At 66.2% G+C, this 24,008-nt stretch carries 19 protein-coding genes and 1 pseudogene; 6 read left to right on the forward strand and 14 right to left on the reverse strand.

All coding sequences use genetic code 11. From position 1 onward, the window contains the following. Positions 1-233 precede the first annotated feature (233 nt). Together AB0K18_RS48470 and AB0K18_RS48475 are read left to right on the forward strand one after the other, a co-directional pair. Positions 234-1,280, forward strand: a complete 1,047-nt coding sequence (locus tag AB0K18_RS48470) for a DUF6461 domain-containing protein (RefSeq protein ID WP_364929390.1) — start codon at positions 234-236, stop codon at positions 1,278-1,280. Positions 1,281-2,305: 1,025 nt separating this feature from the next. Then, positions 2,306-2,878 (forward strand): Pycsar system effector family protein, encoded by a 573-nt coding sequence (locus AB0K18_RS48475; protein ID WP_364929391.1) that lies wholly within the window; start codon positions 2,306-2,308, stop codon positions 2,876-2,878. Positions 2,879-2,916: 38 nt separating this feature from the next. Here the strand turns inward: AB0K18_RS48475 and AB0K18_RS48480 are convergent, their stop codons facing one another. From AB0K18_RS48480 to AB0K18_RS48505, 6 genes are all read right to left on the reverse strand, one after another. Next, positions 2,917-3,687, reverse strand: coding sequence for a hypothetical protein (locus tag AB0K18_RS48480; protein WP_364929394.1), 771 nt, complete (start codon positions 3,685-3,687; stop codon positions 2,917-2,919). Positions 3,688-3,691: 4 nt separating this feature from the next. After that, positions 3,692-5,779, reverse strand: a complete 2,088-nt coding sequence (locus AB0K18_RS48485) for a hypothetical protein (protein ID WP_364929397.1) — start codon at positions 5,777-5,779, stop codon at positions 3,692-3,694. Beyond that, entirely contained in the window at positions 5,776-6,534 is a 759-nt protein-coding gene (locus AB0K18_RS48490; protein ID WP_364929400.1) for a hypothetical protein, read from the reverse strand. The genes AB0K18_RS48485 and AB0K18_RS48490 overlap by 4 nt, the downstream gene beginning before the upstream one ends. Before the next feature lie 57 nt (positions 6,535-6,591). Then, the gene (locus AB0K18_RS48495; protein ID WP_364929403.1) at positions 6,592-7,263 is read right to left on the reverse strand and encodes a Crp/Fnr family transcriptional regulator; all 672 of its coding nucleotides are present in this window, start codon (positions 7,261-7,263) and stop codon (positions 6,592-6,594) included. 353 nt (positions 7,264-7,616) lie between these two features. Continuing rightward, positions 7,617-8,723, reverse strand: a complete 1,107-nt coding sequence (locus AB0K18_RS48500; protein ID WP_364929406.1) for a hypothetical protein — start codon at positions 8,721-8,723, stop codon at positions 7,617-7,619. A gap of 102 nt (positions 8,724-8,825) precedes the next feature. Then, positions 8,826-9,077, reverse strand: coding sequence for a hypothetical protein (locus AB0K18_RS48505; RefSeq protein WP_364929409.1), 252 nt, complete (start codon positions 9,075-9,077; stop codon positions 8,826-8,828). 148 nt (positions 9,078-9,225) lie between these two features. Between AB0K18_RS48505 and AB0K18_RS48510 the strand changes: the two genes are divergently transcribed. The 3 genes from AB0K18_RS48510 to AB0K18_RS48520 all read left to right on the forward strand — a co-directional run bounded on the left by AB0K18_RS48510 (position 9,226) and on the right by AB0K18_RS48520 (position 13,751). Next, a complete protein-coding gene (locus tag AB0K18_RS48510) occupies positions 9,226-9,573 on the forward strand; it encodes a hypothetical protein (RefSeq protein WP_364929411.1) in 348 nt (115 codons plus the stop codon). Between the two features lie 286 nt (positions 9,574-9,859). Beyond that, positions 9,860-10,792, forward strand: coding sequence for a hypothetical protein (locus tag AB0K18_RS48515; RefSeq protein ID WP_364929414.1), 933 nt, complete (start codon positions 9,860-9,862; stop codon positions 10,790-10,792). 556 nt (positions 10,793-11,348) lie between these two features. Then, positions 11,349-13,751, forward strand: a complete 2,403-nt coding sequence (locus AB0K18_RS48520; protein ID WP_364929416.1) for an HD-GYP domain-containing protein — start codon at positions 11,349-11,351, stop codon at positions 13,749-13,751. A gap of 706 nt (positions 13,752-14,457) precedes the next feature. Here the strand turns inward: AB0K18_RS48520 and AB0K18_RS48525 are convergent. From AB0K18_RS48525 to AB0K18_RS48555, 7 genes are all read right to left on the reverse strand, one after another. After that, positions 14,458-14,796, reverse strand: coding sequence for an alpha/beta hydrolase fold domain-containing protein (locus AB0K18_RS48525; RefSeq protein ID WP_364929419.1), 339 nt, complete (start codon positions 14,794-14,796; stop codon positions 14,458-14,460). Further along, positions 14,793-15,485: an SDR family NAD(P)-dependent oxidoreductase gene (locus AB0K18_RS48530; protein ID WP_364929423.1), complete on the reverse strand. Its 693-nt coding sequence runs from the start codon at positions 15,483-15,485 to the stop codon at positions 14,793-14,795. The genes AB0K18_RS48525 and AB0K18_RS48530 overlap by 4 nt, the downstream gene beginning before the upstream one ends. Positions 15,486-15,631: 146 nt before the next feature. Continuing rightward, positions 15,632-15,955, reverse strand: coding sequence for a putative quinol monooxygenase (locus tag AB0K18_RS48535; protein WP_364929426.1), 324 nt, complete (start codon positions 15,953-15,955; stop codon positions 15,632-15,634). Between the two features lie 66 nt (positions 15,956-16,021). Further along, positions 16,022-16,846 carry an alpha/beta hydrolase gene (locus tag AB0K18_RS48540; RefSeq protein WP_364929429.1) on the reverse strand — a complete coding sequence of 275 codons (825 nt, stop codon included), beginning with the start codon at positions 16,844-16,846 and terminating at the stop codon, positions 16,022-16,024. A 160-nt stretch (positions 16,847-17,006) separates the two neighbouring features. Next, positions 17,007-18,476: a helix-turn-helix transcriptional regulator gene (locus AB0K18_RS48545; RefSeq protein WP_364929432.1), complete on the reverse strand. Its 1,470-nt coding sequence runs from the start codon at positions 18,474-18,476 to the stop codon at positions 17,007-17,009. Further along, positions 18,469-19,770 (reverse strand): AAA family ATPase, encoded by a 1,302-nt coding sequence (locus AB0K18_RS48550; RefSeq protein WP_364929435.1) that lies wholly within the window; start codon positions 19,768-19,770, stop codon positions 18,469-18,471. The genes AB0K18_RS48545 and AB0K18_RS48550 overlap by 8 nt, the downstream gene beginning before the upstream one ends. A gap of 273 nt (positions 19,771-20,043) precedes the next feature. Further along, positions 20,044-20,235, reverse strand: a complete 192-nt coding sequence (locus AB0K18_RS48555) for a hypothetical protein (protein WP_364929438.1) — start codon at positions 20,233-20,235, stop codon at positions 20,044-20,046. On the opposite strand from AB0K18_RS48555, the pseudogene AB0K18_RS48560 reads away from it, so the two are divergent. Continuing rightward, positions 20,158-20,790, forward strand: a pseudogene (locus tag AB0K18_RS48560) (phosphorothioated DNA-binding restriction endonuclease); the annotation flags it as partial. The gene AB0K18_RS48555 and the pseudogene AB0K18_RS48560 overlap by 78 nt on opposite strands. Before the next feature lie 638 nt (positions 20,791-21,428). Here AB0K18_RS48560 and AB0K18_RS48565 read toward each other — a convergent pair. Further along, positions 21,429-23,273, reverse strand: coding sequence for a vWA domain-containing protein (locus tag AB0K18_RS48565; RefSeq protein WP_364929441.1), 1,845 nt, complete (start codon positions 23,271-23,273; stop codon positions 21,429-21,431). Positions 23,274-24,008: the final 735 nt, after the last annotated feature.

Genomic DNA, 24,008 nt, shown 5'->3' on the forward strand with positions numbered 1-24,008 from the left:
GTGGTAAATACGGTGCTGCCGCTGTTCGGCCTGGTGGCGCAGATGGAGAGTTCTTGGGCTGCGCCGCGACCTTCGCGGACGGCCTGCTGACGACCTGCCTGTTCTCGTATTCGACGGCTCCCTGGAGACAGGTTCTCTGTGAAGATCTATGACGGGCAGCTGCCCGCCCAGTAAGTGCTGAGCCAGCGGGCGTTCCAGGACGCCCGCCGGCCCCACACGATGGAGGCCGCGGGATGAGGGAAGACGACTTCACCTATTACGAGGGGCTCGTCTCTGAGTGGTTTTCGTTCTTTGATCCGACCTGTCTGACCTGGTGCGAGGTATCGGGGCTGGACGACGTGGCGCGGGCTTTCGGTGCCGACCTCGCCGCGGCCGAGTCGATGGGCTTCGAGGACGCCCAGCTCGAGCAGTACAACGCGGACATTCCCGGTCTCCTGCCCGTTCTGGTGGCCGGGATGATCGGTGGCTGGATGCTGGTCGTCGAACCGAACGGGTGCCAGGGCGCACGGCCCGAGGTGCTGAAGGCGTTGTCGGTCCGGGGGCGGGTGGTGAACGTGCTGCTCGACGGAGGCCGGTACGACCGGCTCAGCTACGCCGCCGCCGGGCGGTTGCCGGTCGTCCGGCTGGCGTCCTCCCCGTCCGGCTCCGGCCGGCTTCCGGGTGACGCCGACGCGGTCATCGACGCGATCATCGACGCGGTCGGCACCGATGATGTCATCGGGCTCCAAGTCGCCGCGCTTTTGGCGGCGGAGCACATCACCGGTGCCCGGCTCACGGAGGAGTGGCTGCTGGACGGCGGTCTCACGCGCCTGCTCGTCGAGAATCCGCTGCCCGCCGGCATCGTTCCCGATCGGTTACGCGATCACCGAGTCCTGGACCGGTCCGACGTACGGGCCATCCTCGATGATCTGTCGCCGGGCAAGGTGGCTTCCATCCGCTATCTGATGACGGAGGCGGTGGTGCAGGGTTCGCAGCTGTCGCACCCGGCAGTGGATGAGGCGCTGGAGTTCCTGCGCGGCGACGACGACGCCACCCGGCGGTGGGAGGTTCGCCGCCGGGTCGCCCTGTTGCGCGAGGAGGTCTCACGTGAACCCGGCCCGGACTGGACGCCGCGCCGTGCGGCCGTGAAGGTGCTGCTGGATGCGCTGGGGGACGACCTCGCCGCATCCGCGGACGCGGTCGCGGGCCGCGCCTACATGGGACATCTCACCGACGATCAGAAAGCCGTCGTCATCATCATGGAGCGGTGCCTGCAGCGCATCGGCCGCACCGCGCCCTGAATGTGCGTCAGAGCTGGTGACAAGCCGGCAGGGCCGGCCATCGACGCGGTGTGCTTCTGATCACTTGTCCCGTCGCTCAGGGGTGTGAGCCGGGCGGCGGTCGATGCGGCGACGGACCTCGTCGGTGCCGAAGTGGTAGTCGATGCGCTGGGTGGCCTCGGCTCAGTCCTTCATCCGAGTGGATCGCTGACCGGGCCTCCACGTCGAACGGGTCACTCCATCGTTCCTGGAGGCGCTCCCACGGCGCGCCGGCGTCCTCAGTGAGGAGGCTGCCGACGGTGCCCTCGTAGTTGGGGGGGTGGTCCGTGGGCAGGGCGTCGCCCAGGGCGAGCGACGACGTCCCCGATGGCGATGGCCGGTTGCTGTTCGGGTTGTACGCACGCATTTGGCACGATCGACGGCTGCGTCGCTCGCGGGGCGGAGGCGGTCGTGGTGGGTTGTCGCTGCGTGGATGACCTGACACCGGGGGTTGACCTGGGCAGATATCTTCAAGATCATCCCCCGCATGTCCCCTGATCATGGTCGTACGGCTGCGTACGGGCACTGTCCGCTGCCTATCGAGGGTGGTGAAACAAAAGACCTGCGGCTGTGAAACCGCAGGTCAGGGGCCGTATATGGCGATCTAGGTGAGTGCCCCCGGCAGGATTCGAACCTGCGGCACCCGCTTTAGGAGAGCTCGAGTCGAACGGGGTCGAATATGTCCTTTAGTAGGCGATATGTGGCTGGCCGGTTGAGGTGCACTGGTTCCTGAGCAACGACTTCCTGTCACCCGTTGCCTGGTTACTGTTTGGCCTGGTCAAGGCGACATCCGTGATGGGAGCCTCACAAGGCGTTCCCGCTCTTCAGATGCGGGTGCCTTCACGGGAGTACGTGCGGCCCACGATGAGATCTTTCTTCGGGAACGTGTCTGACAGCGACAACTTCTTCGGGCCGGCCAATGGCGGTGAGGCGCATCACGGGGCTTCAACCCACGGCGGTCGTGGAATGCTCTGCGTGTGATCGTCCCCCCGGCCAGGAGGTTGGTCGTGTTCCGAAAGATCGTGCGAGCCCTCACCCAAACTGCCGCGGAGGAACGGCAGACAGCTGAGGACGATGCGTGCGCTTACGGAACACAGTTGCTCAAAGAGGCCCGCGAGGAGCTCAACCGGGCGGACACCAAAGCTCAGGTCCTTCTCGGCATCGTCGGCATCGGCCTCGGCGCCGTCACCGGCGGTCTCCTCGCGGGAAGCTGGTCACCTTACGCGTTATCGAACGCTGTTGAGTGGTTGTGGTGGGTTGGGGCGGCGGCAGCTCTGGCGTCCGTGGTGGTGCTCGCCGGCGCGGTCTATCCGCGATTGGCTCGGCGAAAGGTGTACGGCGCCGCCATGTACTACGCCGACATTCTTCACCTCGACTCCCCGGCGACCGTCGTCAGCTCGCTCATGCGGTCCTCGGAACTCGACTTGGAGCGGGTTGCTGATCAGCTCTACCGGGTCAGCCACATCGTTGGGCAGAAGTACCGCCTTATCCGCTGGGGGTTCTGGTTGCTCCTCGGCGGAATGGCGGCCACGGTGAGCGCGGCGCTCATCAACGTCGTGCTCACCGGATCTGCATCGTGATCGCGCGGTCGCTGAACGGCGCTGCTCCGGCGAGCACATTACGCTCGGCCTGCCAGTAGCGTGTCGTCCTCCAGCGGAGGAACGGGCAGGCCGAGAAGTTCCAGGGTCCTGCGGAGCACGGTTTCGTTCTTGACCATGAAGTTGAGCATGTCCACCGTCTCGTACCGCTGCATGATCGAGTCGACGGTGCCGAGCAGTTGTTGTGCTCCTTGCTGCCGCTGTTCGACGAGTTCCGCGATGACCTGGGGTAGTTGCTCCGGGGAAACGGCCAGTTTGATTGCGTGCTCCACCTGGGCGTTTCCCACCACGGTAGTGAGGAAGTCCTGCCACTCCCGCCGGACCTCGTCGGTGCTCTTGATCTGGAGCAGCGCGGCGTCAGCGTCGGCTCTGATGTCATGCCGCCGTTTGTGGGTGTCCCGGTTGAGCTGGCGTATCTCCTCGGGAACGTCAACCTCGGCTCTGACCGCCCACCGGTAGACACCCGCCATCGAGCCTGCGACCGCCTGGAGTCTCTCGTTCGTGGCCTGTTCCGCCGCACCCGGCGCGGTGATCTCGAACCGCCGGGTGGTCGAACGTACCTCTTGGCACGCGCGCTGGAGGACCGCGTCTGCTTCCGGCTCTTCATCGTTGAGGAGGGCTCGGGCCCGTTTCCCGCCCGACGTCGCGGTCCGGAACAGGGTGACGGAGAAGTCGTAGGCGTCCCCCTTGGCGGGCGAGGCCAGAATGAACGGCTCGATGTCGACGGGTGGGTCGGGCTCGGGCTGGTTCTGCTGGATGCGGTAGAGCATGGGTGCCAGCCATTTGCGCATGGGATCAGCTCCTGTGAACGAGTTGACGCAGGTGATGGTGCAGTTCGGCGGAAATCTCGCCGTGGTGCCGCCAGAGCCTGAGGTAGAGCAGGGCCCGCTCAGCGTTCCGCACATCGGTCAGGCTGAAGATCTGGTCCGTCATCTTCCGTACGGTGGGCCGTTCGTCGTAATGGCGCAGCCATTCGTTCAGCAGCAGCTCCCAGGACTCGGGAACGACCAGACGTCCCTCTTCCTCGAAGCTGAGCGCGTTGCGCCAGAGCATCACCAGGGAGGGATGGGGATCGAGCTCGCTGGGGTGCGGCCGTTCGGGGCTCGAGACGGACAGCGCGGCCAGCCGTCCGAAGGCGAGGGCGGCGCCGCGACGACCGGCCCCTCCTCCGTAACTGATCCAGTCAGCGAGGTGGTTCATGATGGTGAGCGCGGTGCTCCTGCGATAGAGGTACGCGATGGACTGGGCAACGTCGTGGTGGAACTTGACGCCCCTCGTCAGGACCAGGGTCTTGAACGCGGCGAGGGCTTGGTCGGGTGCGGAGAGGCCGACGGATGAGGCGTAGGCGCGGATCGCGATCGACTTCTTCGCGTCGTTGCCATGGATCATCGAATCGAGATGGAGGTGGACGCGGCGCGTCATCGATGGATCCTCGGCGGTGGCTTCCAGCGCGAGGGCGGCGAGCTGATGGTCCCGGGACCGGCGGGAGCGGCTCCACACCTCCAGGAACCGCTCGTTCACGAGGGCGAAGTCGAAGGTCGCGAGTTTTCCGACCGCGTGCCCGACCTTGATCCGCGTATGCCAGGATCCTTCGCCGCCGAGCCAGATCAGCCAGTCGACCAGCGAGTCGCGGATGGTCGGCTGGTCCTCCCAGATCACGCGCAGCATGACGGACGCCAACTCGGGGCGTCTCAGCCTGATGCTCCGCCCGCCGCCGGGCCCGGCCGGTGTGGCCTCGGCATCGACGTAATCCAACCAGGCCGGCAGGTTCTCCCAGAGCTGGACCGGTTTCGGGGAATGATCACGGCGCCACTTCTCGTCGAGCCGTTCGGCGAGGGCCAGGGCGGCGCCGGAGATTTCCGCCTCGGGCAGTCCGTGCAGTACGGCGATGCTGGTCATGAAGCACCGGCCCAGGGTCGGCCTGCGCCTTTCGAGATCTTTGCCCACCTTTGAGCGCATTCGATGGAATCGCCGGTTCAACATGCTCTCGATGGAACTGCCGGACTCCACCGCGGTGGCCACCTGCCTGACCAGTTCGACCACCTGCCAGGGCGCGGTGAGGGCGCGGAGTTCCTCGTCCAGCATCTGCTGATCGTCCGCGGTGAGCCGTGCGCCCGATGCCTGAACGGACAGATGCTTGGTGAAGACCCGGCGGTTCGGTGGTGGGTCGTGCTCGATCACGGGCGCGATGGAGGACTGGACGTGCTCCGGCACTAGGACGATAACCCTGCAGTCCGCGTTTACGCCGGCACGCTTGATACCCGTGGTCACCCCGTCCACGGCAGCGGGCGTATCCACCAGGTCCAGCAAATAGCCGTGACCCGATTCCAGTTTCCAGTCGCGCGCATTCGGCGTGCTCGCTCCGTGCGGCATGATCCAGCTCACCCTGCCACCCCAGTCGAGCAGCGCCGCCAGGGCCGTTGTCGCCTTTCCTGTCTCCGCCGCTCCACCGAGCAGGACCAGGCGCCGGCTGTCGAGCAGCCTGCGTACGTCGGTCTGTGACTGGGTCGATATCAGCGTTCGCTGTACGTCCGCGATCTCGGTTTCCGTCAGCTCGTTGATCGTCACTGCTGGTTGTGACCGCCCCTGGCCCACGTGGATGTCGCCCTGGGCGAGATAGACGTTTCCCTTCTTGACGCGGTTGCTCACGCGGCCGCTCAGGTCTCGGGCGTCGGGGCTGGGCAACTCGTCGCCGTACAGGTCGGCCAAGCTCTGCCGGCGTTCCTGCCACTCCTGCCGGGAAGCCGTCATCTCATGACGGATTGATCGATTGTCGGCTTCCCGGAATGTCTCGTCCTCCTCCTCAGGCGAGGCGTCCTCGACCAGAGGTTCTTCCGGCTGCGGGACTTCGGAGCCCGCCGCCTCGGGCGGGGAGTCGCTCATTTCTTCCTCCGCTCCGATTCACGAGTGACGTTGATGTCCCCTTGAGCGAAGAGAATGTCGCCTCTCTTCACCTTGTTCGTGATCGCCCCGCTTCTCGGCGAGGGTGGTGATGGAGCGTCGCTTCCGGGCGGTGGTAGTTCCGGAACCTCCATGTCGTGGACGTCGAAGTGCGGCACGTACAGGTATGCCGGATATTCCTGTCTCTTCTCCGCGACCGCGACCTCCAGGAACTCCGATGGCCTCGGCCGTCCCGGTCCTTGTGACACGTAGTCGCGGAACACCTCTCGCGAGATGATCAGGGCCAGGTCGGCGTCGCGGAAGGTGTCGAGCGCGGCGCGGATCGGCGCCGAATCCCGCATTCTCGCGGGCTGTACGGCATGTTGCCCTGGCCAACCCGCCGCGCCGTCCAGCTGTAGCGGTCCGACGTGGATGGCCAGCCGAACGCGCATTCGCGCCCATGTGGGGTCGCCGCGCCGGCTGTTGTGGGCTGCGATGGCCATGTCCAGCTCGGTCAGGAACTGGTCGAGGAGAAGGGGAATCGTGACGAGAGGGCCCGGTTCGGCGGGAAGGACAGCGGTCAGCGAATCACCTCCCACCTGGCGCACCCATGCCGCGCGGTCCAGTTGAACGCGGTCTGCCGCCGTCTCGATGGCGCCAATCAGACCGGACTGGAGAGTTCGCTGCTGAGCGTCGGTGCGGCCGCCGTAGTTCTCGATGTCGGCGGTGAGCAGGACGCGGTAATCGTGCGTGACCATGGCATCTCCAATGAGCGGGTGAGCCCAACGGTGAGGCACGGCCCGGCAGGAGAAGCCTTAGAAATATGGCTTGGCGAGGAAAGGGAGGTCGGCGAGCGTCGTCAGCCTTGCCAGGTCCTTCACCACCACGTCGCGGTGCCCTCGCCGGATGACTCCCTCCGCGGCCAATTCGCGCAACGCCTTCTGCGCCGTGATCTCTTTAGCGCCCACCAGCATGCCGAGCTCCGCTCTTGTGAGCGGGACACCGATGCTCACGCCGTCATCGGTCGTGCGGCCGTGCCGCGAGATCAACGCGATCAGTACGCGTGCCAGGCAGATCTTCGTCTCGTACCCGGCGAAGTCGACGCGCCGCTGATTGGCCCAACGCAGCCGCTCGGACACCACCTGCGTGAGCGCCACTGCCGCGACCGGGCGCCGGGTCACGAAAGAGCGGAACACCGCGCCCTTGACCTGTTGGCAGACCGCGCGCCCGCAAGTCGTTACGGTCGCCGACCGCGGCGACCCGTCCATGGCGGCCATCTCACCCACGATGTCGCCCGACACCCGGATCGCCAGGGTCGCCTCCACACCGTTCTCAACGCCACCGGTCACTTTGACCAGCGCATCCAGCAGGATCCAGACCGAGGTACCGCGATCTCCTTGCCTGATCAGCACGTGCCCGGGCGGGAGCGCACACAAGGTCCCGAGCCCAAGAAGCTCTGAGCGCAGCTCATCTGTCAGACGGTGCATGAAAGTGCCGGTTGGCCATCGGTTGGGTGCCAAGGTGTCCTCCAGCAGGCGACGTCCCACACATATGCCAGCCGGGTTACGTCGGCAAGACAGTTATACGTTTGCGGACGTTCGGCCACGTCGGTGGGCCTTTGGGCTGGTGGTTCATAATTCTGTGAACGTCAACGAGAACAGGTGGCACTCCGTGAAGCTGGGAGCGCGCCTGCTGTGAGATGTTCATCCTGATCCCTGAGCAGCCTTGGGCTGTGGCGGTAAATTTTGCACGGATTGATCGGTTGCATGACAAAGTGCTTCTGAGCCGGGAGGATGGAGCTTTCTAAGGATCCCGTCCACGCCAATTGGACTTGCTGCTCTTAGATCCCGATCAGTTTCTTGATGAGGTCGTAGGCGGCGTTGCCCGTCACCCCGCCTGCGATCGCTGCGCCAGCGGCTTGGAGGAGAGGGTGCAAGATCGTTAGGGAAGCGGTCTCGGTCGGCACTTCCCCAGGTGCGAGTTCGAGGAACTCTCGGCGTGGGTGAGGGCTGTCGGCGTCCTCTCGCCAATTGCTGAGAGATTCGACCACGGTCGCAAGGTTGTGATTCTCGTATGCGCCGTTCAAATCCGTGAGACGAACTGCGTGAAGAGAGGCCCAGTCGATCTTCACCGGGCTCGTATATCGGGTGATGGCCTCCGTGGGGATTCTTGCGGAAACATTCACATCCACCGTGTCGACTTCCTGCAGCCAGGCAGGAAGCTGCTCCCCCAACTCGTGCAGGCGATTGACGAATTGCTGTTGCCGATCAGTCCAGGTTGCCCGATAGGCCATCACACTTACGAGTTCAGGAACTCCAGAGTATCGCCACGGGGTGAGACCGTCGGGCACGTCACCGCTTAGAGCTTCGCAGTGGAGTCGCTCCACGTGGCGCCGGATCTCATCGAAGTTGGAGGGGGAGAACTTCCAGATCGGCACACCTAGAGCGCGAGGCCTGAGCCACTGGCGCCGGCCACTGTATCCGGCGAAGCAGAGATCCCAGTGCACGCCGGAGCGGCGGTCAAGGTAGGCGAAGTCCTGGTTTAGGTCGCGGAATACGACTGAACGTGGGTGGCAGAACATGATGCTGATGAGCACGGAGCTATCATCCTTGTGCCGCTTGATGGCTTTGTCTGCCAACTTCTCCACGACATTCAGATCAGGGCCGTCCCACGACACCATGTTATAGGAGGGGCGACCGGCCGCTTCCCACCGCTCCTGCTCTCGACGCTCTCGTTCCTGCTCTGCACGCTCATGCTTATCGAGCCGAGCCAGGTAGCGAGCTGTGCGTGGCTCCGACGCGTCGCTACAGAGCAGCCAGAAGTCATGTTCAAGGGAACTGTCCCAATGATCAGTATCGCGGCCCGTAGTGAGGCGCAACGGTCGCCCATCGGTGGCGTCGTACTCGGCGCATAGCGACTCTTCTGCGACTTCATCCGCGGATGGCATGACACTCAGCCTAGTGCGGCGGCCACCATTCGTACGCTGATCTTGTGTATTCGACGATGCAAGCTTGGCTGGTTTGGTCAGATTACTCCTATTCGAGACTATTTACGGAATTCGTGTCATTGTTACGCCGACCAGGACCACGGTAACGCTGCGTCCGTTATGGATGCCCTGGTGACATGTCGAGCAGACCGCTGTAGCTTTGCGTCGACGTTGTGCCATCAGTTCCACCCATGGCGGCCGACCGGCCCGGCCTGGCCGACTGAGGTCAGCGAGTTTGCGCAGGTGGTGGATTTGTCCACCCGATCGACAGCTCGTCGAACTTGCAGTGGCAGATCTCCGCCTGGACGCCGTCAAAGTCTAGGACGACGGGGCAATCGGCGAACCAGTCCTGGTCCTCGGCGAAACGTACGAGCGCGAACCCCGTCAGACGCCTGCCTGCAAGCGCGGCCAGAGCCGGCCCGTGTGCCTCGCGTTCCGGGAACCAGGGTTCCCCAGAGATCAGATGTCCACCAAACCGAGCCAACTCCATTTCACCTGGTCAGGACTGGCTGCGGTGATCGCGCGGTTCTCCTCGGCGCCCGACGCCGTCACACGGAGCTGGCTCGAAGCCGTCGAAAAGTGGGCTGCGGATCTGCAGTCGTCGTTTCCTGCCTTGGTAGAGGCCGCGCATCGCCTCACCCATGATCTCAGCACGAAAGAGCTGCGACGGCATCCCGCCGCGCAATACCTGTTCCAAGCCCGTAACGGCCGACTCGACCAAACCAGCCCGGCCAGGCAGTGCTCAACACCCCGCAAGATGATCGACCTGGCTGCCGCGTTGGGGCTGGTTGTGCCCAAGCTGCCCGATTGACCCGGAAGCCGGAAGGGTGTGGCTCTCCTGACGCGCGAGCCTGTCGGTCAGGCGGAAGGATAGGCATGATCAAGGATGCTGCAGATGAGGCGTGGGTGCTGCGAGGCCTCTCCAAGGGTGGATGCTTGCCGATGCTGGCCGCGAAGTGCAGCATCGAGACGTGCTGGCAAATCTCCTCCCAGGAGTCCGTGAGGTACGCGCACCTCTCGCAACCGGCTATATCTGGTTGGCTTTCGCTTGGCTCATATGGGCTCGCGATCTGCCAGCGGAGAAGGATGCTCAAGGCTTGATCGCCGACGTCTATCAGGTGACTGCTGCCGCAGGGGTGACTGCGGCAGGCATCACGTTGAGCTTCGTAGCTTATCTCGTTGGATTGATTTCAGTAGCGAGAACTATGTGGTTTGCCGTTCGGGTATCGAGGCCTCTCCGCTACATGCGGCGAAGGTCTACCATGTCGCTTCGTGCGATCGTGGAAACCAAGCTTATGTTCCCAGCAGGATACGAGCTCTGGCAAGGAAAGACGGTTGCTGCCTGGTCTCTATACCCCCGGCGCGGTCTGCGCTCTCTGGGAAGTGTCGAGCCAAATAGACAGGATGACCATATTGACAAACCGATCGAGCGTGTCCTCGTGGGAGGGCCATCCAAGTGGACGTACTTGCGTACGATGAGAACGCATCCCGACCACGCGACAACGCAGTTTCCGCTAGGGACGTCGTTGCCAACGCGGGCTTTCGAGCTCGTCGATCACGCGATTGACCTGATCCATGAGGAGATGCGGCTTACGCCAGCACGACTACTCGGGGCAGAACCTGACGTTTACAACGCCTATGATCGATTGGATGCAGAGGCGGAATTACGTGTAGGAGTGGCTACTCCATTGCTGGCTATCTCCATTCCTGTAGCACTTATAGTGCACCCGCTGACAGCGGCGTTTATTGGAATAATGGCAGCCTCTCTCTTCGTATCTGGTGTTCGACGATTGGACGAACGGGACCACTTGATTCTTGAGGCGCTCCGCGCGAAGCCCGAGCGGCTCGATCCTTCTCTAGCGAAAAAGCTTGAACAATTCAGCTCACGCATCAATGACCTCCGTAGGGCGTGGATGGAGGTGATTGAACGTTCGGCACAAGACGGTGATCTGGAGGAGTGGTTACTTCCGGTCAAGCCACCGGAGAGTACGGCAGATGCAGACGTGCCAGAAGTTGATCACGATTGCTAAGCGCCGTCCTCGCCTTCATCGGGTCAGATCAGCAGCAGTCCACAACCGGACTATTGCCTCAGGACTCCTGCGGGCGGGAACGTTGGCCGCTGGTCATGTTTGTGTGGCGCCGTGCTGCTGGTGATCGGGATGGGGTCGCGCTCTGTCTCGTGTCGGATCTGTGAGAGCAGCAGGTGTCAGGTGGGTGCAGTAGATGATGTCTTCGTCTTTCTCGTGGGCCGGGTGTCGGTGTTGGTATGCGCCTTTTGCGGTTGATGAGGGCGGTGGCCAGATTGAGGGCGGCGATGGCCAGTGGGATGAGGTCTACGAAAAGCTCCATGGGGTTCCTCCGAGTTAGGCGTTGGTGGCTCTCATGGTCAGCGCAGGCTGAGGGTCCGGCATCGGATTCGGAACATGCCGGAGGCGCCACCGCGCAGGGCGGACCGGGCGTGCAGGCTGGACGGCTACTGGGGCTGCGCTGACGATGGGGGTGGAGCCGGGTCCGGTGCCATCCGAGTCGGTGGGCGAAGGGCTCTGCGGCTGGATGGTGATGTCAGGATGGGGAGGAGTGTCACTGGTGCACGTTGAGATGCCAGATCCCAGCCAGGTGCACACTGTCCCCGAGCTGATAGCCGCGCTACGTGTCTTACGGGCGGGCCGCTCATATGCCGACCTCGACAAAGCAGCCAATCCTGGTAACCGGCCGAAAGAAGGGTTGCCGAGTTCGACGTTGTCGGATCTGCTCAACAAGGGCAGGGCCAGCCGGGAGACTCTGGAGGTGTTCCTGCGTGCCTGCGCGGTTCCCCGCGAGCAGTGGAGGGCGTGGCAAGCAGCGCGGGAACGCGCGCTCACCGCCGACGCCCCTGGCACTGCCGACCTGATCCGGGTGGCGCAGGCCGACCCGCGGCTGCTGGGTGTGCATGCCGCGATCGACGCTCCGGGGGCGACCGGCGACCTTCCTGCCTACATTCTTCGCGACACCGATACCGCCCCGCGGGGAGTCCGGGATCTGCTGGCCAGGGCTGCCGGCCGGGGCGGCATGGTGGTGTTGGTCGGCGAGTCGTCGGTGGGTAAGTCCCGAAGTGCGTACGAGGCGATCCGAGCGGTGTTACCGCACTGGTGGCTGCTCCATCCCGCTGATGCCGGGCAGGTCCGTCAGGCTGCCGAGCAGACGACCGCACGCTTGGTCATATGGCTGGACGAGCTGCAACGGTACGTGGGCGGCTCGGCCGGCTTGAGCGCAGCCACCGTCCGCGTCCTGCTGCAGTCAGGCGTGGTACTGGTCGCGACCATCTGGCCCGAGCGCTATATGGCCTACACGGCGATGCCTGGCCCAGGGCAGCCGGACCTGTACGCCGCTGAACGGCAACTGCTCGGCCTGGCCGACGTGGTTCATCTGCCGGGCTCCTTCAGCGCCGCGGAGCGCGAGCGCGCCGAAGCCGTGGCGACTTCCGGGGACCAGCGGATCGCCTTGGCCCTGCGATCCGGGGATTACGGGCTCACTCAGATCATCGCCGCGGCTCCACAACTGGTGAATCGATGGCGCGGCGCGGACCCCTACGCCGCCGCCGTGCTGAACGCCGCCATCGACGCCACGCGCCTCGGCGTCGTGTCCCCGCTCAGCGCCGACCTGTTGCGCGCCGCGGCGCCCGGGTATTGCGACGTCCGCCAGCGCGCCGCAGCCCCACCCGATTGGTTCGAGAACGCCCTCGCGTACGCGACCGGGACGTTGAACGGCGCCGCAGCCGCCCTCGCCCCGGTCGCCGGCTCCGCCACCATGGGACAGATCACCGGTTACCAGGTTGCCGACTACCTTCAGCAACGTGCCGGACAGCAGCGCCGCCTGGCGGAGGTGCCGCGTACCTGCTGGCAGGCACTGGTCGACCATCTCACCGACCCCGGTGACCAGACCCGCGTCGGTCACGCCGCCCAACATCGCCTCCTGTACGAGGATGCTCGGGCTCTGTACCAGCACGCCATGCGCTCTGGTGATGGGCAGGCGACCGGGCTTTTGTCCGCGCTTCTGGTCGGACAAGGTCGAACGGATGACGCGCTGGCGCTGTGGCGCGCCCGGGCCGATGCGGGCGAGGACTCCGCAAGAACGACGCTGGCCGGCCTTCTCGACGAACAGAACCGAGCAGAACAGGAACTCACATGGAGGCGGGCCGACGCGGACCCCGGCGACAGAGCGGCCGCCGTCCGGATGGCTGGCCTGCTGGTCGCGCAGGGACGCCCGCAGGAGGCGCCCGCACTGTGGCGGGCTTGGGCCAACGCCGGCCGCTTCGCCACGGTCCGGTCACCGGAGCGGTTCGACGGCGAAGTGACCGTCGATGATCTGGCCGAAATGCTGATGACGGCGCTGGATGTCAAGAGCCCCCAGACGCGCCGGCACAGCGAACGCATCTCCAGGCTGGCCGCCATGATCGGCAACCAGGTGGGAATGGGCTCTGAGGCGTTGGAGGGCGTACGTCTGGCTGGGCTGTTTCACGACATCGGCAAGCTTGCCGTCCCTGGCACTGTCCTGCACAAAGAGGGGGCTCTCACCCAGGAGGAATACGCGCTGATCCAATCGCACACGAGCTGTGGCGTGAGCATCGTCGCGGGACTGGTGGAACTGTTCGACGACCTCTTTCAACCATCGGCTCGAATCCTTCTGACCGGCGCCGCTCTGGACGGCATTCTTCACCATCACGAACGGTTCGACGGTCACGGCTATCCCAGGGGCTTGGCGGGCAGGGAGATCCCGAAGAGTGCTCGCGTCGTCGCCGTGGCCGATGTGTTCGACGCGGTGGCCACTGGACGTGCTTACCGGGCGGCGAGGAGCATCGAAGAGGCTCTCCAGGTCATGAGTCAGGAATCGGGGGCGTCCTTTGATCCTGAGATGGTGGCGGCGTTCCTGACCGTCGCTGACCGCCGATACGACCAGCTTGAATCGCTTTTCAGCACCAGCCCCGCCCACGACGACCGCAAGCCGATGTGAGTGGTTGTCCCGTGCGCGCCAGTGATCATACTTTACCCGTGCGAGGCAGCCTGCCGAGCGATCGATCGCTGGTCGGCGTCCGGCCCGTCGTGGCGGGCCAGGAGGTAGGACCGGATGCCTTGCGCGCCGGCGGCGAGCACGTCTCGCCCGTCATCCGGTGCCGCCCCTTCGCGGTGCCGGTAGACCTCGCATCACAAGTGGGAGTTACGCACGTGTTTGGCGCGATCAGGGGCTGTCGTTGTCCGGTACCGGGGGCCCTGAGCGGGTCGCCGGACGCTCGGATGGCCCGCAATCCCGGTTTGACCTGGGGAAACGCATTCAAGATCATCCCGCGCATATCCCCCGATCATGGTCTTACGGCTGCATGCTGGCACCGTCGGTTGCCTATCAAGGTCGCAAAACGAAAGACCTGCGGCTGTGAAACCGCAGGTCAGGGGTCGTATATGGCGATCTAGGTGAGTGCCCCCGGCAGGATTCGAACCTGCGGCACCCGCTTTAGGAGAGCTCCAGTCGTTTCGAGTCCAACATGTCCGCTGATGGGCGATATAAGGGTGGTGCTCAATGTGTATCCAGCTCCTCGATGAGGAGTTCCCGTCATCTATCGTTGATGGGCGTTTGTGCTGGTCAAGACGATACCTGCGGTGAGGACTGTGGAAGGCGTTCCCGCTCTTCGGATGCGGGTGCGTGGTTCACCTGCCCGGCTCCTTCAGTGCCGTGGAGCGCGAGCAGGCAGTCCGGTGAGCTGTTCGGTGGTGGCGCGCAGCGGTGAGGCGGTGATCCGCGGCCGCCCGGTCCGGTCCGTCGTGTACTGGTCCCAGAACCACTGCATGCCGTCGCAGCGCAGGAAGTCGCCTTCTGCGAACTGGTGGTAGGAACCGGTGTCGAAGGCGGCGTCGGTGACCGGGTAGAAGGGGACCTGCTGGACCAGGGATACGTCGCCGCGTTGCTTGGCCATCAGGGTGAAGGCGGCGGCCCGTCGGCCCTCACCGTTGCGCCGGGTCGGGTGTGGTTGCCAGGACTGTCGCGGGGTCGGGTCTGCCGTCACCAGGGGAGTACGCCGGCGCGGTCGGTCACCGTGCCTGTGGGCGTGTCGGGCCCCAGGGTGGCGATACGCACCGCCGCCTCCGCGCCCTCCTCGACGCTCTGCCCGATGTAGCCGGTGAACTCGGTGGCGGTCTGGCCGGGGTCCACCGCGTTGAAGCTGACGTCGGGGATCGTCCTTGCGTACTGCATGGTCAGCATGGTGACCGCGGTCTTCGACGAGCCGTAGGCGGCGAGCGAGTATTGCGACTCGACCCGCTCCGGGTCGTGGGTCAGCGTGAACGACCCCATGCCGCTGGTGACGTTGACGACGGACGGGGCGGCTGCCTTCCGCAGCAGGGGCAGGAACGCGTGCGTGACGCGCACCAGGCCGAAGACGTTGGTTTCGTAGACGTGGCGGATATGGTCGGCCGTCATGTCCTCGGGTGCGGTCACTTCGCCGAGGATCCCGGCGTTGTTGATGAGAATGTCCAGGTGGCCGACCCGTGCGCGCAGCGTCTCGACCGCCGCGCCGACCGACGCGTCGTCGGTCACGTCCATCTGGACGAAACCGGCGCCGAGCTGGTCGGCGGCCTTGCGTCCCTTCCCGGCGTCCCGGTCTCCGATCCAGACCGTCTGGCCCGCCTGGATGAGCCGGCGCGCGATCTCGCGGCCGAGGCCCCTGTTGCCGCCGGTGATCAATGTGGTGGTCATGTCGTGTCTCTCCTACGTGTGTCGTCGGAGCGGGTGCCTCCGGCAAGCGGTTACCGGGAGCACCCGCGGGATTGGGTTCGCTGCGGTGCGTCCCGCCCGGCGTCGGCGTCGACGCCGGGCGGGCGTCCTGCTCTGGTGGGCGGGCTCTAGTGGGCGGGGCGGAACGGGCGCAGCAGGCGGATGCCGTCCTCGATGGAACCGTCGATCAGTTCGAGCATCTGCGGGACGAGTTCCCGCATCCGGGGCGCGGCGAGGTGTGCGTCGAGGTGGGCGCGTGTCTCCCAGCGTTCGTAGATGACGAACTCGCCGGGCCGGCCCTCGACTACGTGGGCCTCGTAGTCGATGTTGCCGGGGTCGTTGCGCGAGGGGGTGACGGCGGCGGTGATGAACGCCTTGAGGTCGTCTTCCCTGCCCGCCTTCGCCTTCGCGTCCCAGACGACGGTCACGTAGCCGGTGGGCGTTGCGGTCATGGTGATTCCTTTTCTGTTCCGTGTTGTGTTCCGTGCTGACGGGCTGTGTGTCGGTACCGAGCCGGGTCAGCTCCTGACGAAATCGAGGAGATCGGCGTTGACGGTGTCGGCGTTGACGGTGCACATGCCGTGCGACAGGCCCGGGTGGACCTTCAGGTCCGCGTGCTCGACCAGCGTGACCGCCGACCGGGCGGAGCCGGCGATCGGGACGATCTGGTCGTCGTCGCCGTGCAGGAGGAGTGTGGGCACGTCGATCGCCCGGAGGTCGTCGGTGAAGTCCGTCTCCGAGAACGCTCTGATCCCCTCGTGGTGCGCCTGCGCGCTGCCGGCCATTCCCTGGCGCCACCAGTTCTGGATGATGCCCTCGGAGACGTCCGCGCCCGGACGGTTGAACCCGTAGAACGGCCCGGAGGCGATGTCGAGGTAGAACTGGGAGCGGTCGGTGGCCACGCCCTCGCGGAAGCCGTCGAATACCTCCACCGGCAGCCCTGCGGGGTTGGATTCCGTTCGGATCATGAGTGGCGGGACCGCCGCGATGAGGACGGCCTTGGCAACCCGGCCGGCACCATGCCTGGCGACGTACCGGGCGACCTCTCCGCCACCGGAGCAGTGGCCGACGTGGACGACGTCGCCCAAGCCGAGGTGCGCCACCACGGCGGCGGCGTCCGCCGCGTAGTGGTCCATGTCGTGCCCGTGGCCGACCTGGGCGGAGCGCCCGTGCCCGCGGCGGTCGTGGGCGACGACGCGGTAGCCCCGCCGGACGAGGAACAGCAACTGGGCGTCCCAGGCGTCCGAGCTCAGCGGCCAGCCGTGGTGGAACATGACCGGCCGGCCCGAGCCCCAGTCCTTGTAGAAGATCTCGACTCCGTCGCCGGTGGTGACGAACGGCATGGTCCGCTCCTCGTGGTCTCGCCCGGGTACCGGGCGGATTCGATGTCTCCACGAGAATGGCTCGGCCACCGTGCCGACAGCCTCCGTCAGCTGACTGACATCCGGCCGACGGCTCGCTTACGTCAGCACCGTGGCGGTGCTGAGACCCGACCGGTAGCTGTCACGGCCGGGTGGCCGGAGGTTCGGGAGGCAGCGCCTCCAGAGCGTCGCGGAGCTCGGCCCGCGACGTGATCCCCAGCTTCGGGAACACATGGTAGAGATGCGACGACACGGTCCGCGGCGAAAGGAACAGACGCGACGCGATCTGCGGGTTCGACAGCCCTGTCGCCGCCAGCCTGGCGACCTGCAGCTCCTGCGGTGTGAGGGCCTCGCCTGCCTTGCCCCGGCCGGCCCGCGTCATCCCGGTGGCGCGGAGCTCCGCCGCGGCCCGGGCCTCCCACGAACGGGCCCCGAGCTCCTCGAAGCGGCCGCGGGCGGCGGCCAGCTGCACCCGGGCCTCGCGGTTGAGCCCCTGACGGCGCAGCCTCTCGCCGTACGCCAGATGAGCACGGCCGACCTCGAAGGGCCACTGCTCGACGCCCGGCAGCCCGAGTGCCTCCTCGAAGCGTCTGACCATGTCCTCGTCAGCCGATGTCATCGCCGTGACCGTGGCGGCGCTCAGCGCCAACCGCGACGAGAGGTGAGCGACACCGGCGTCGCGCAGCGCGTCCGCGTGCCGTCGCGCCTCCGCGTGCCGCCCGGAGCGCACGGCGGCCTCGACGAGGTCCGGCGCGGACCACACGGCCTCGGGGTTGAACGGCGGCAGCACACCCGGGGCGCAGATCGCCGTGGCGTGCCGGAACGCCGTCTCGAAGTCGGCGGCGCCGAGGGCCGCCCGGGCCGCCGCCTGGTGGGCGCAGTTCTCCAGCCGCCGCAGGCCCCTGGGAGCCGACCACCTCCAGATGTCCTCGCAGTGCTCCCGGCAGGCGTCGAGGGCGCCGCGCTGGGCCGCGGCCATCGCGGCGACATAGTGCCCCACCTGGGCGAACAGGTGGTACCCCATCTCCTCGGACAGGGCGATGAGCTCGTCCGCGGCGCCGGCCGACGCCTGCCACCGGCCGGCGTACAGGTCGTCCAGGGCGACGAACATCAGGGCCGGCATGCTCGATCCCACCGCGCCGCCGTCGCGTATGACCCGGCACACGGCCTCGCGACAGCCCGGAAGCCGGTCGATGTACGAGGCGGTCAGGGCGGTGCGGATGACCACGTCGGCGTCACTCTCGTCCCTCAGCCGCGCGATCTCCTCGTCCAGGCGGCGCAGCATGCCGTCGGTGACGGAGCCGAGGTCGTGGTGGACGCGCCCCAGCGACGCCGCGGCGGCGGGCGCCGCCTCGGGGGACCGGGCGAGCACGTCGACCAGAGGCTGCCAGTGCTCGGGCCGGCCCGAGTACTGGCTGGCGAGGGTGAGGGTGAACAGCGCGGTCTCCAACTCCTCAGGCGGCACTGTGGGCATCACCGGGGCCTGCTCGACCGCCTCCATCAGGAGTGCGTGGGCCGTATCGGCGTCGCCTTCCGTGACGAGCACCAGGAAGCCGGCCGTCGCGGCCGCCGAGAGCGACCGGGCCGCCGGATCGACCTCGACCTCACGCATGATCTCGTGGCTGACCTCCAGATGGCCCGCGACCCAGGCGGCGGCATAGGCGGCCTGCGACAGGCGGTGCCTGCGGTCCGCTCGGTCGGGGCTCCTCGGCCGCGCGCCGCAATCTCGCGATCGCGCCGTCGGCGTCACCGCGCCGCAGGCTGCTCCGGGCCGCCGACTCCACGACGGCGGCGACCGCCTCGTCGGGCGCCGTCGTGGCTCTCGCGAGGTGATCACCGCGCCGCTCGGGCTGGTCGGCCAGCGCGTCGGCCAGCCGGCGGTGGGCGCAACGCCGCTGTTCACCGGTGGAACCGTCGACCACCGCGGTCCTGACCAGCGGATGCCTGAAGCGCACCGCGCGGCCGTTCTCCGCGACCATGACCAGGTGGTCGCGCTCCGCGGGAGCGAGTTCCTCAAGGCTGCCCGGCCCGCCGGCCGCCTCGAGGACGCCGATGTCGCCGGAGCCCTCAAGAGCTGCGAGCAGCAGTACCTCGCGCGTTCCCCGCGGCAGTCGTCCGACGCGGGCGCCGTACAGAACGCGGACATCCCGCCCCGGGCCGCTCGCCCACCCCGCACCTTGGCCGTGTCGGTCGCCGGACACCCCGGTGGACCCGGCGAACTCGAGCAGTGCCAGGGGATTTTCCTGCGCCTCGTGCGCCACGGCCGAAAGAACCCGGCGGGGGAGGTGAGCGAAGCGCCGGGACAGCAGCCGCAGGGCGTCCGCGTCACCCAGCGGCGCGACCTCGAGCTCCGGCAGACCGATGGACCGGAAGGATTCGCCGGACTCCACCCGCTGCGCTCCGAGCAGCCCGATGCGGCGGCCCCCCAGTCTTCTGGCGACGAAACCCACCGCAGCCCGGCTCGCCTGGTCGACGACATGAAGGTCATCGACCACGAGGAGCAACGGCCGCTCCTTCGCGGCCTCGTCGAACAGGGACAGCGCCGCGTTCAGGACGGCGATCCGGCTCGGCGCGGGACCGGCTCCGGCTCCGAGACCGAGGGCGACCTCGAGGGCCTCCCGCATGGAACGCGGCAGACGAGCGAGCTCGTCCGGCAGCGAGCCGACGAGCTGATGGAGCCCCGCGAAGCTGATGTCCGTCTCGTACTCGACACCGCTCCCGCGGACGACCCGCACTCCCTTCGCCACCGCCAGCTCGGCGGTCGCGTCCAGGAGGGCTGTCTTCCCCACGCCCGGATCACCGGTGAGCAGCAGGCCAGCTCCGTCCGTCCCGGCCATGCCCAGGAACGTCGCAAGCTCGGCGAGCTCGCCCTCCCGGCCGACCAGCCCGCTCGGGCCGACGCCCATGCCTGTCCCTGACTTCGCCCACATCCGCCGTGTCCCTCGTCCTGCCTCGCGAAGCAGTCGAAACACTAGCCACGCACCTGACCAGCAAGTATTGCACCTACCGGCAAACGGAGCCTGAAGCCATCTGCTTCGCCGACACCCGACCAGCTGAGAAAGGCGCTGCGGGCGGGCGAGCTGGAACCGCGGCGCAAAGAACTGCTCGACGTACGCGAGGCCGGGACGGTCTGGGAACCGGGCGAAGAGGCCCGGGAGGCCGCGGCGGCGAGGGTTCCCTCACAGAACTGGCACCGCGACGCTTTCCTCGCCCCTCCCGCGCTCCGGGCTCGCCCCGAGCGCCGTCAGGGTCACCCCGGCTGCCACCGCCAGCGCCGCCACCAGCCCCGCCGCGACACCCGCCACGGCTCCGGCAGCCCGGGCCCGGAGCTCGGCCGCCTGCGCGGGAGCCAGGCCGTCGGCCGTCTGCATCCCGACCTGGTTCGCGCGCTGGCGGAGGAGTCCGGTCTGCTGGGGCGGATGGTCCGCTACCTCCTGGATGCCAACTTCGCGCCGTCTCTGCACAATGACCTGTGCCTGCTGGCGGGCCTGGACCTGGAGACGCTGGAAACCGTCACGGAGATCAAGAGGCAGCGCGACCGGGGGTTTCGTGACCGGGTGCTCATGGCGTACGAGTACTGCTGCGCGTTCTGCGCTTACGACGGCTGGCTGGGCGGGGCGGTGGTGGGCCTGGACGCCGCGCACGTGCGCTGGTGGGCCTTCGATGGGCCCGACGACGTGGCGAACGGGCTGTACCTGTGCGCCATTCATCACAAATTGTTCGACAAGGGCGTCATCGGACTGACCGCGGAGCGCACCATCGCCGTCTCGGCCAGGTTCGTCGGCCGCTCGCAGTCGTCCCGGGACATGGTGCTCTTCCTGGCGGGCAGGCCCGCCCGACAGTCCCAGCCGGGCCTGGATCAAGTCGAGCAGGACCACATCGGCTGGCACAACCACCAGGTGTTCCGCACGCCCGCCCGAGGTTGAGGCCACTGGCTGCGGGATCTGGACGCGCAGTCGGCCGGCTCACGAGCCGCACGTCCGCGACGCCTGTCACCGAATCGGTGGAAGGTCGGCGTACCGTCACCGGCGTGCCCGCCCAGGAACGCTGCGCAAGTGAAGAATCTCAATCATCCCTGGGCAGAGGGCACCTTGCCTCATTTCACAGCACATGCATGACCTTTCAAGCCGTGGATTCAGGCTCAGGACCTTGGCGTGCGATTTCTTCCACTGAGACTCTGTGCTATTGAACGTCCGTACTGCCTGGTCGTCATGGGGATCTGCGGTGAATGGCATGATGGAGCGCGACTATACGGCCCAGGGAGTAGAACACTTGACAATGGACTTTTCCGTGGTTTATGACGTCTGCACCACGTTCACCACCCACGACGACATTGGGTTGTCGTGTCGCTGATCGGCGCAGTTTCTCTCACGGTGGACTACCGTCCGCCGGAGGCTCTCACCTCTAGCACTCCAGTGACATTCTGGTTTCGGCCCGGCCGGTGGCCGGCAGTGGCGAGACTGCCTATGTGGAGCAGAAACAGCCACGGGGGCCTGAAGCCTGAATGAGGCCGGGCGGAGCCATGGTGTTCCGCCCGGTCCCGGGGTTTGGTCAGGTGGGTTGGTTATGGGCAGTTGCCGATGTCGCTTTCGGAGGAGGCCAGGACGACGTTGGTCTTGGCCAGGCCGAGGGCGTTGACGGTGATGTGGACGGCGTTGACGGTCAGGCCTGTGTCGGGGGTGGTGAAGGGGATCTGCTCATTGAGGACGAGCTTGACGACGCCGACGTTGACGGTGGTGTTGGGTGCTATCTCGGTAGGTTCTGCGATGACCACCGTGTTGCCGACCTTGAGGAAGGCGATCGTGGTGGTTCCGCTGGATCCGGCGCAGGTGGTGGTGGAGCTGGAGTTGATGGTCTTGACGGTGATCACGGGAATGCCGGTGATCCCGATGGTGGTGTCGTCAATGGAGGCGGTGGCCACGGATTTGCCGGGGAATGCGGTGGTGGCGACCTGGGCGCACAGGGCGTGCCCGGTGATCAGTCCGCTGAGGGTGGCGGTGCAAGGCACCGAGGTGGTTTCGGTTGAGGTGGTGGTGATGTGGCCGGTATCGGGGGTGGGTGCGATGTTGACCAGTTGGATGCCGGCCAGAGAGGCGTCAGCGGCCAGGCCGTAGGCCCGTCCAGTGAGCTGCTGCGGCGTGACGATGACTTCTTCGTCGCCGCACGGTGAGGTGACGGAGTTGTTGTGATCGTCGCCGCTGTAGGTGGCGGTCCACCGGTAGGTGCCGGCCGCGCCGATGGTCACGTCGCCGGATGCGGCGGTGCCGGTGCCGGACACCGTCCCTGTACGAGTCTCGATCGGCGTCGCACAGTCGGTGTCACCGGGCGCGAACAGCTGGAACGTGACGGTGCCTGTCGGTTGGTACCCGCCGGACAGGGTCGCCGTGTCGGAGACCTTTCCGCCCGCGGGCACCGTGTCCGATGGCGTCGTGGCGATCGATGGAGTCGCCTTCGGGACGTGTTCAGTGATCGTTTCAGTGAAGCCTGGTGACAGGACGCCGTTGAGCAGGAAGTCCACCTTGCAGGTGATGGTGCTTCCCGGTACGGCTTCGGCGCCGATGGAGACGGTCTCGGTGAAGGTGGCATCCTCGCCGCTGGTCACCGTCCGGCTGTCCGGGGACAGGGACACCGACAGGTTCGGGTCGCAGTCGCGCACCTCGTGGGTGACCGTGACCGGCAGGTTGATCAGAGCCGCCAGGACGGTGTCGCTGACCTCCGAGGAGTCGATGCCGGAGAACAGCTGTCCACCCGTGGCGTTGGTGATCGCCGTCGCTTGCCCGGTCGAGTCCATCCCGGCCAGGTCGAACGCGAGCACGGTGATGTCGGCTGCCTGCAGGGCGCTGATCGCGTCCGCCAGCGTATGGCCATTGCTGGGATCATGGCTGGGGGCGTCCCCGATCAGCAGCACGATCCGAGAGCTGTTCGGCCTGAAGTCGACAGCCCCGGACGCGACCTCGAACAGGCCATTGATGCCGTCCTCGGGGAAGTCGCCGCCGCCCGACGCGACCAGCGAGTTGAGACCGTTGGTGACGTCGGTGTCGTTGTCAGTGAGGTCCTGGGCCACCCGGAACGACGTCGCGTCCGCCACGTCCTTGTACTCGGCGACCGCGAACTGCGCGTCCGGCTGCGCCGAAGCCACGTTGGACAGGATCGCGTTGGCATTGGTCTGCACGTTCGAGATGACCCCGCCCATGCTCCCTGTCGTGTCGATCAGGAAGGCGATATCCGGTTTGGGCGGGACCACCGGAGTAGAGACGGTCTTGTCGATCGTCGTCGATTCGCCCGGGTCCAGGTTCAGCGTCACGTCCGCCGGGGTGACCCCAGGATCGGCGGACGCCGTCCCTGCCCCGGCCACCAGCATTGCACCGGCCATCGCCAGGCACACGGCAGCCTTTAATCGTCGCGTCATTCTCACGGTGTGATTCCTTCTGTGTGGCGTTATGCCATAACGGATTTTGGGATCGCTGGCCGTGCAGAATTCCTGTGACTACGTCATACGGAATGCCCTCTCCTCACGTGTTGGCGCGACAGGATACGATGTCGCATTGGTTGACAACCTCGGTGACTTTTCAGCGCCGGCCGTGATCAACGAGGTGAGGTGTGGCCACGGTCATAGGGTGACTGGTCGGCGAATCGTTGTAAATAGGACACTTACGGAAAGTCCTCCGAGTGGCCGCAGTCGGCCACTGCTTGCCGATGGGAGACTCCCACGAGAAGTGAGCTTCAACAAGATCTTTTGGATACGTCCGATGAAATGAATAATTCTCAGATCATCGCCTTCAAAGGGCGGCCGTTTCCGGTTCCTTCGGACCGTGTCCCGCACGTAAATACGGTCTCGCGCTCTTGACTGCGCCTTTTGCTGTATGAATCGGGGCAGCGGCTGCGACCGTCGCGGTGCTTCTGTCGCTGGTCTACCGGTTGGTGAGGTGCTTGTTCGGCTTTGCCGGCGGCGCTGGTTCGCTCTGACCTGTCGAAGGATGCCGAGTTGCTGGTGCTCCGTCACGAGGATCAGGTGCACCGCCCGCGCCCGCGCAGTGACCGGTTCACCGCCAGGGCCGTTGCGTTCTCGACGGGTGAGACTGTTGAACCCCTGAGCCGGGTGGGCAAGTAGAGGCGCCCCAGTGCGGAGATGACGAACGCGACC

The sequence above is a fragment of the Nonomuraea sp. NPDC049421 genome (assembly GCF_040677005.1).
Taxonomy (GTDB): domain Bacteria; phylum Actinomycetota; class Actinomycetes; order Streptosporangiales; family Streptosporangiaceae; genus Nonomuraea; species Nonomuraea salmonea.

What these genes read in the sequence shown, in the direction of transcription:
- AB0K18_RS48470 (WP_364929390.1), top strand. Translation starts at nt 234, where the DNA reads ATGAGGGAAGACGACTTCACCTATTACGAGGGGCTCGTCTCTGAGTGG.
- AB0K18_RS48480 (WP_364929394.1), bottom strand. Translation starts at nt 3,687, where the DNA reads ATGCGCAAATGGCTGGCACCCATGCTCTACCGCATCCAGCAGAACCAG.
- AB0K18_RS48485 (WP_364929397.1), bottom strand. Translation starts at nt 5,779, where the DNA reads ATGAGCGACTCCCCGCCCGAGGCGGCGGGCTCCGAAGTCCCGCAGCCG.
- AB0K18_RS48490 (WP_364929400.1), bottom strand. Translation starts at nt 6,534, where the DNA reads ATGGTCACGCACGATTACCGCGTCCTGCTCACCGCCGACATCGAGAAC.
- AB0K18_RS48495 (WP_364929403.1), bottom strand. Translation starts at nt 7,263, where the DNA reads ATGCACCGTCTGACAGATGAGCTGCGCTCAGAGCTTCTTGGGCTCGGG.
- AB0K18_RS48500 (WP_364929406.1), bottom strand. Translation starts at nt 8,723, where the DNA reads ATGCCATCCGCGGATGAAGTCGCAGAAGAGTCGCTATGCGCCGAGTAC.
- AB0K18_RS48510 (WP_364929411.1), top strand. Translation starts at nt 9,226, where the DNA reads ATGTCCACCAAACCGAGCCAACTCCATTTCACCTGGTCAGGACTGGCT.
- AB0K18_RS48530 (WP_364929423.1), bottom strand. Translation starts at nt 15,485, where the DNA reads ATGACCACCACATTGATCACCGGCGGCAACAGGGGCCTCGGCCGCGAG.
- AB0K18_RS48535 (WP_364929426.1), bottom strand. Translation starts at nt 15,955, where the DNA reads ATGACCGCAACGCCCACCGGCTACGTGACCGTCGTCTGGGACGCGAAG.
- AB0K18_RS48540 (WP_364929429.1), bottom strand. Translation starts at nt 16,846, where the DNA reads ATGCCGTTCGTCACCACCGGCGACGGAGTCGAGATCTTCTACAAGGAC.
- AB0K18_RS48545 (WP_364929432.1), bottom strand. Translation starts at nt 18,476, where the DNA reads ATGCGTGAGGTCGAGGTCGATCCGGCGGCCCGGTCGCTCTCGGCGGCC.
- AB0K18_RS48550 (WP_364929435.1), bottom strand. Translation starts at nt 19,770, where the DNA reads ATGGGCGTCGGCCCGAGCGGGCTGGTCGGCCGGGAGGGCGAGCTCGCC.
- AB0K18_RS48555 (WP_364929438.1), bottom strand. Translation starts at nt 20,235, where the DNA reads ATGCAGACGGCCGACGGCCTGGCTCCCGCGCAGGCGGCCGAGCTCCGG.
- AB0K18_RS48565 (WP_364929441.1), bottom strand. Translation starts at nt 23,273, where the DNA reads ATGACGCGACGATTAAAGGCTGCCGTGTGCCTGGCGATGGCCGGTGCA.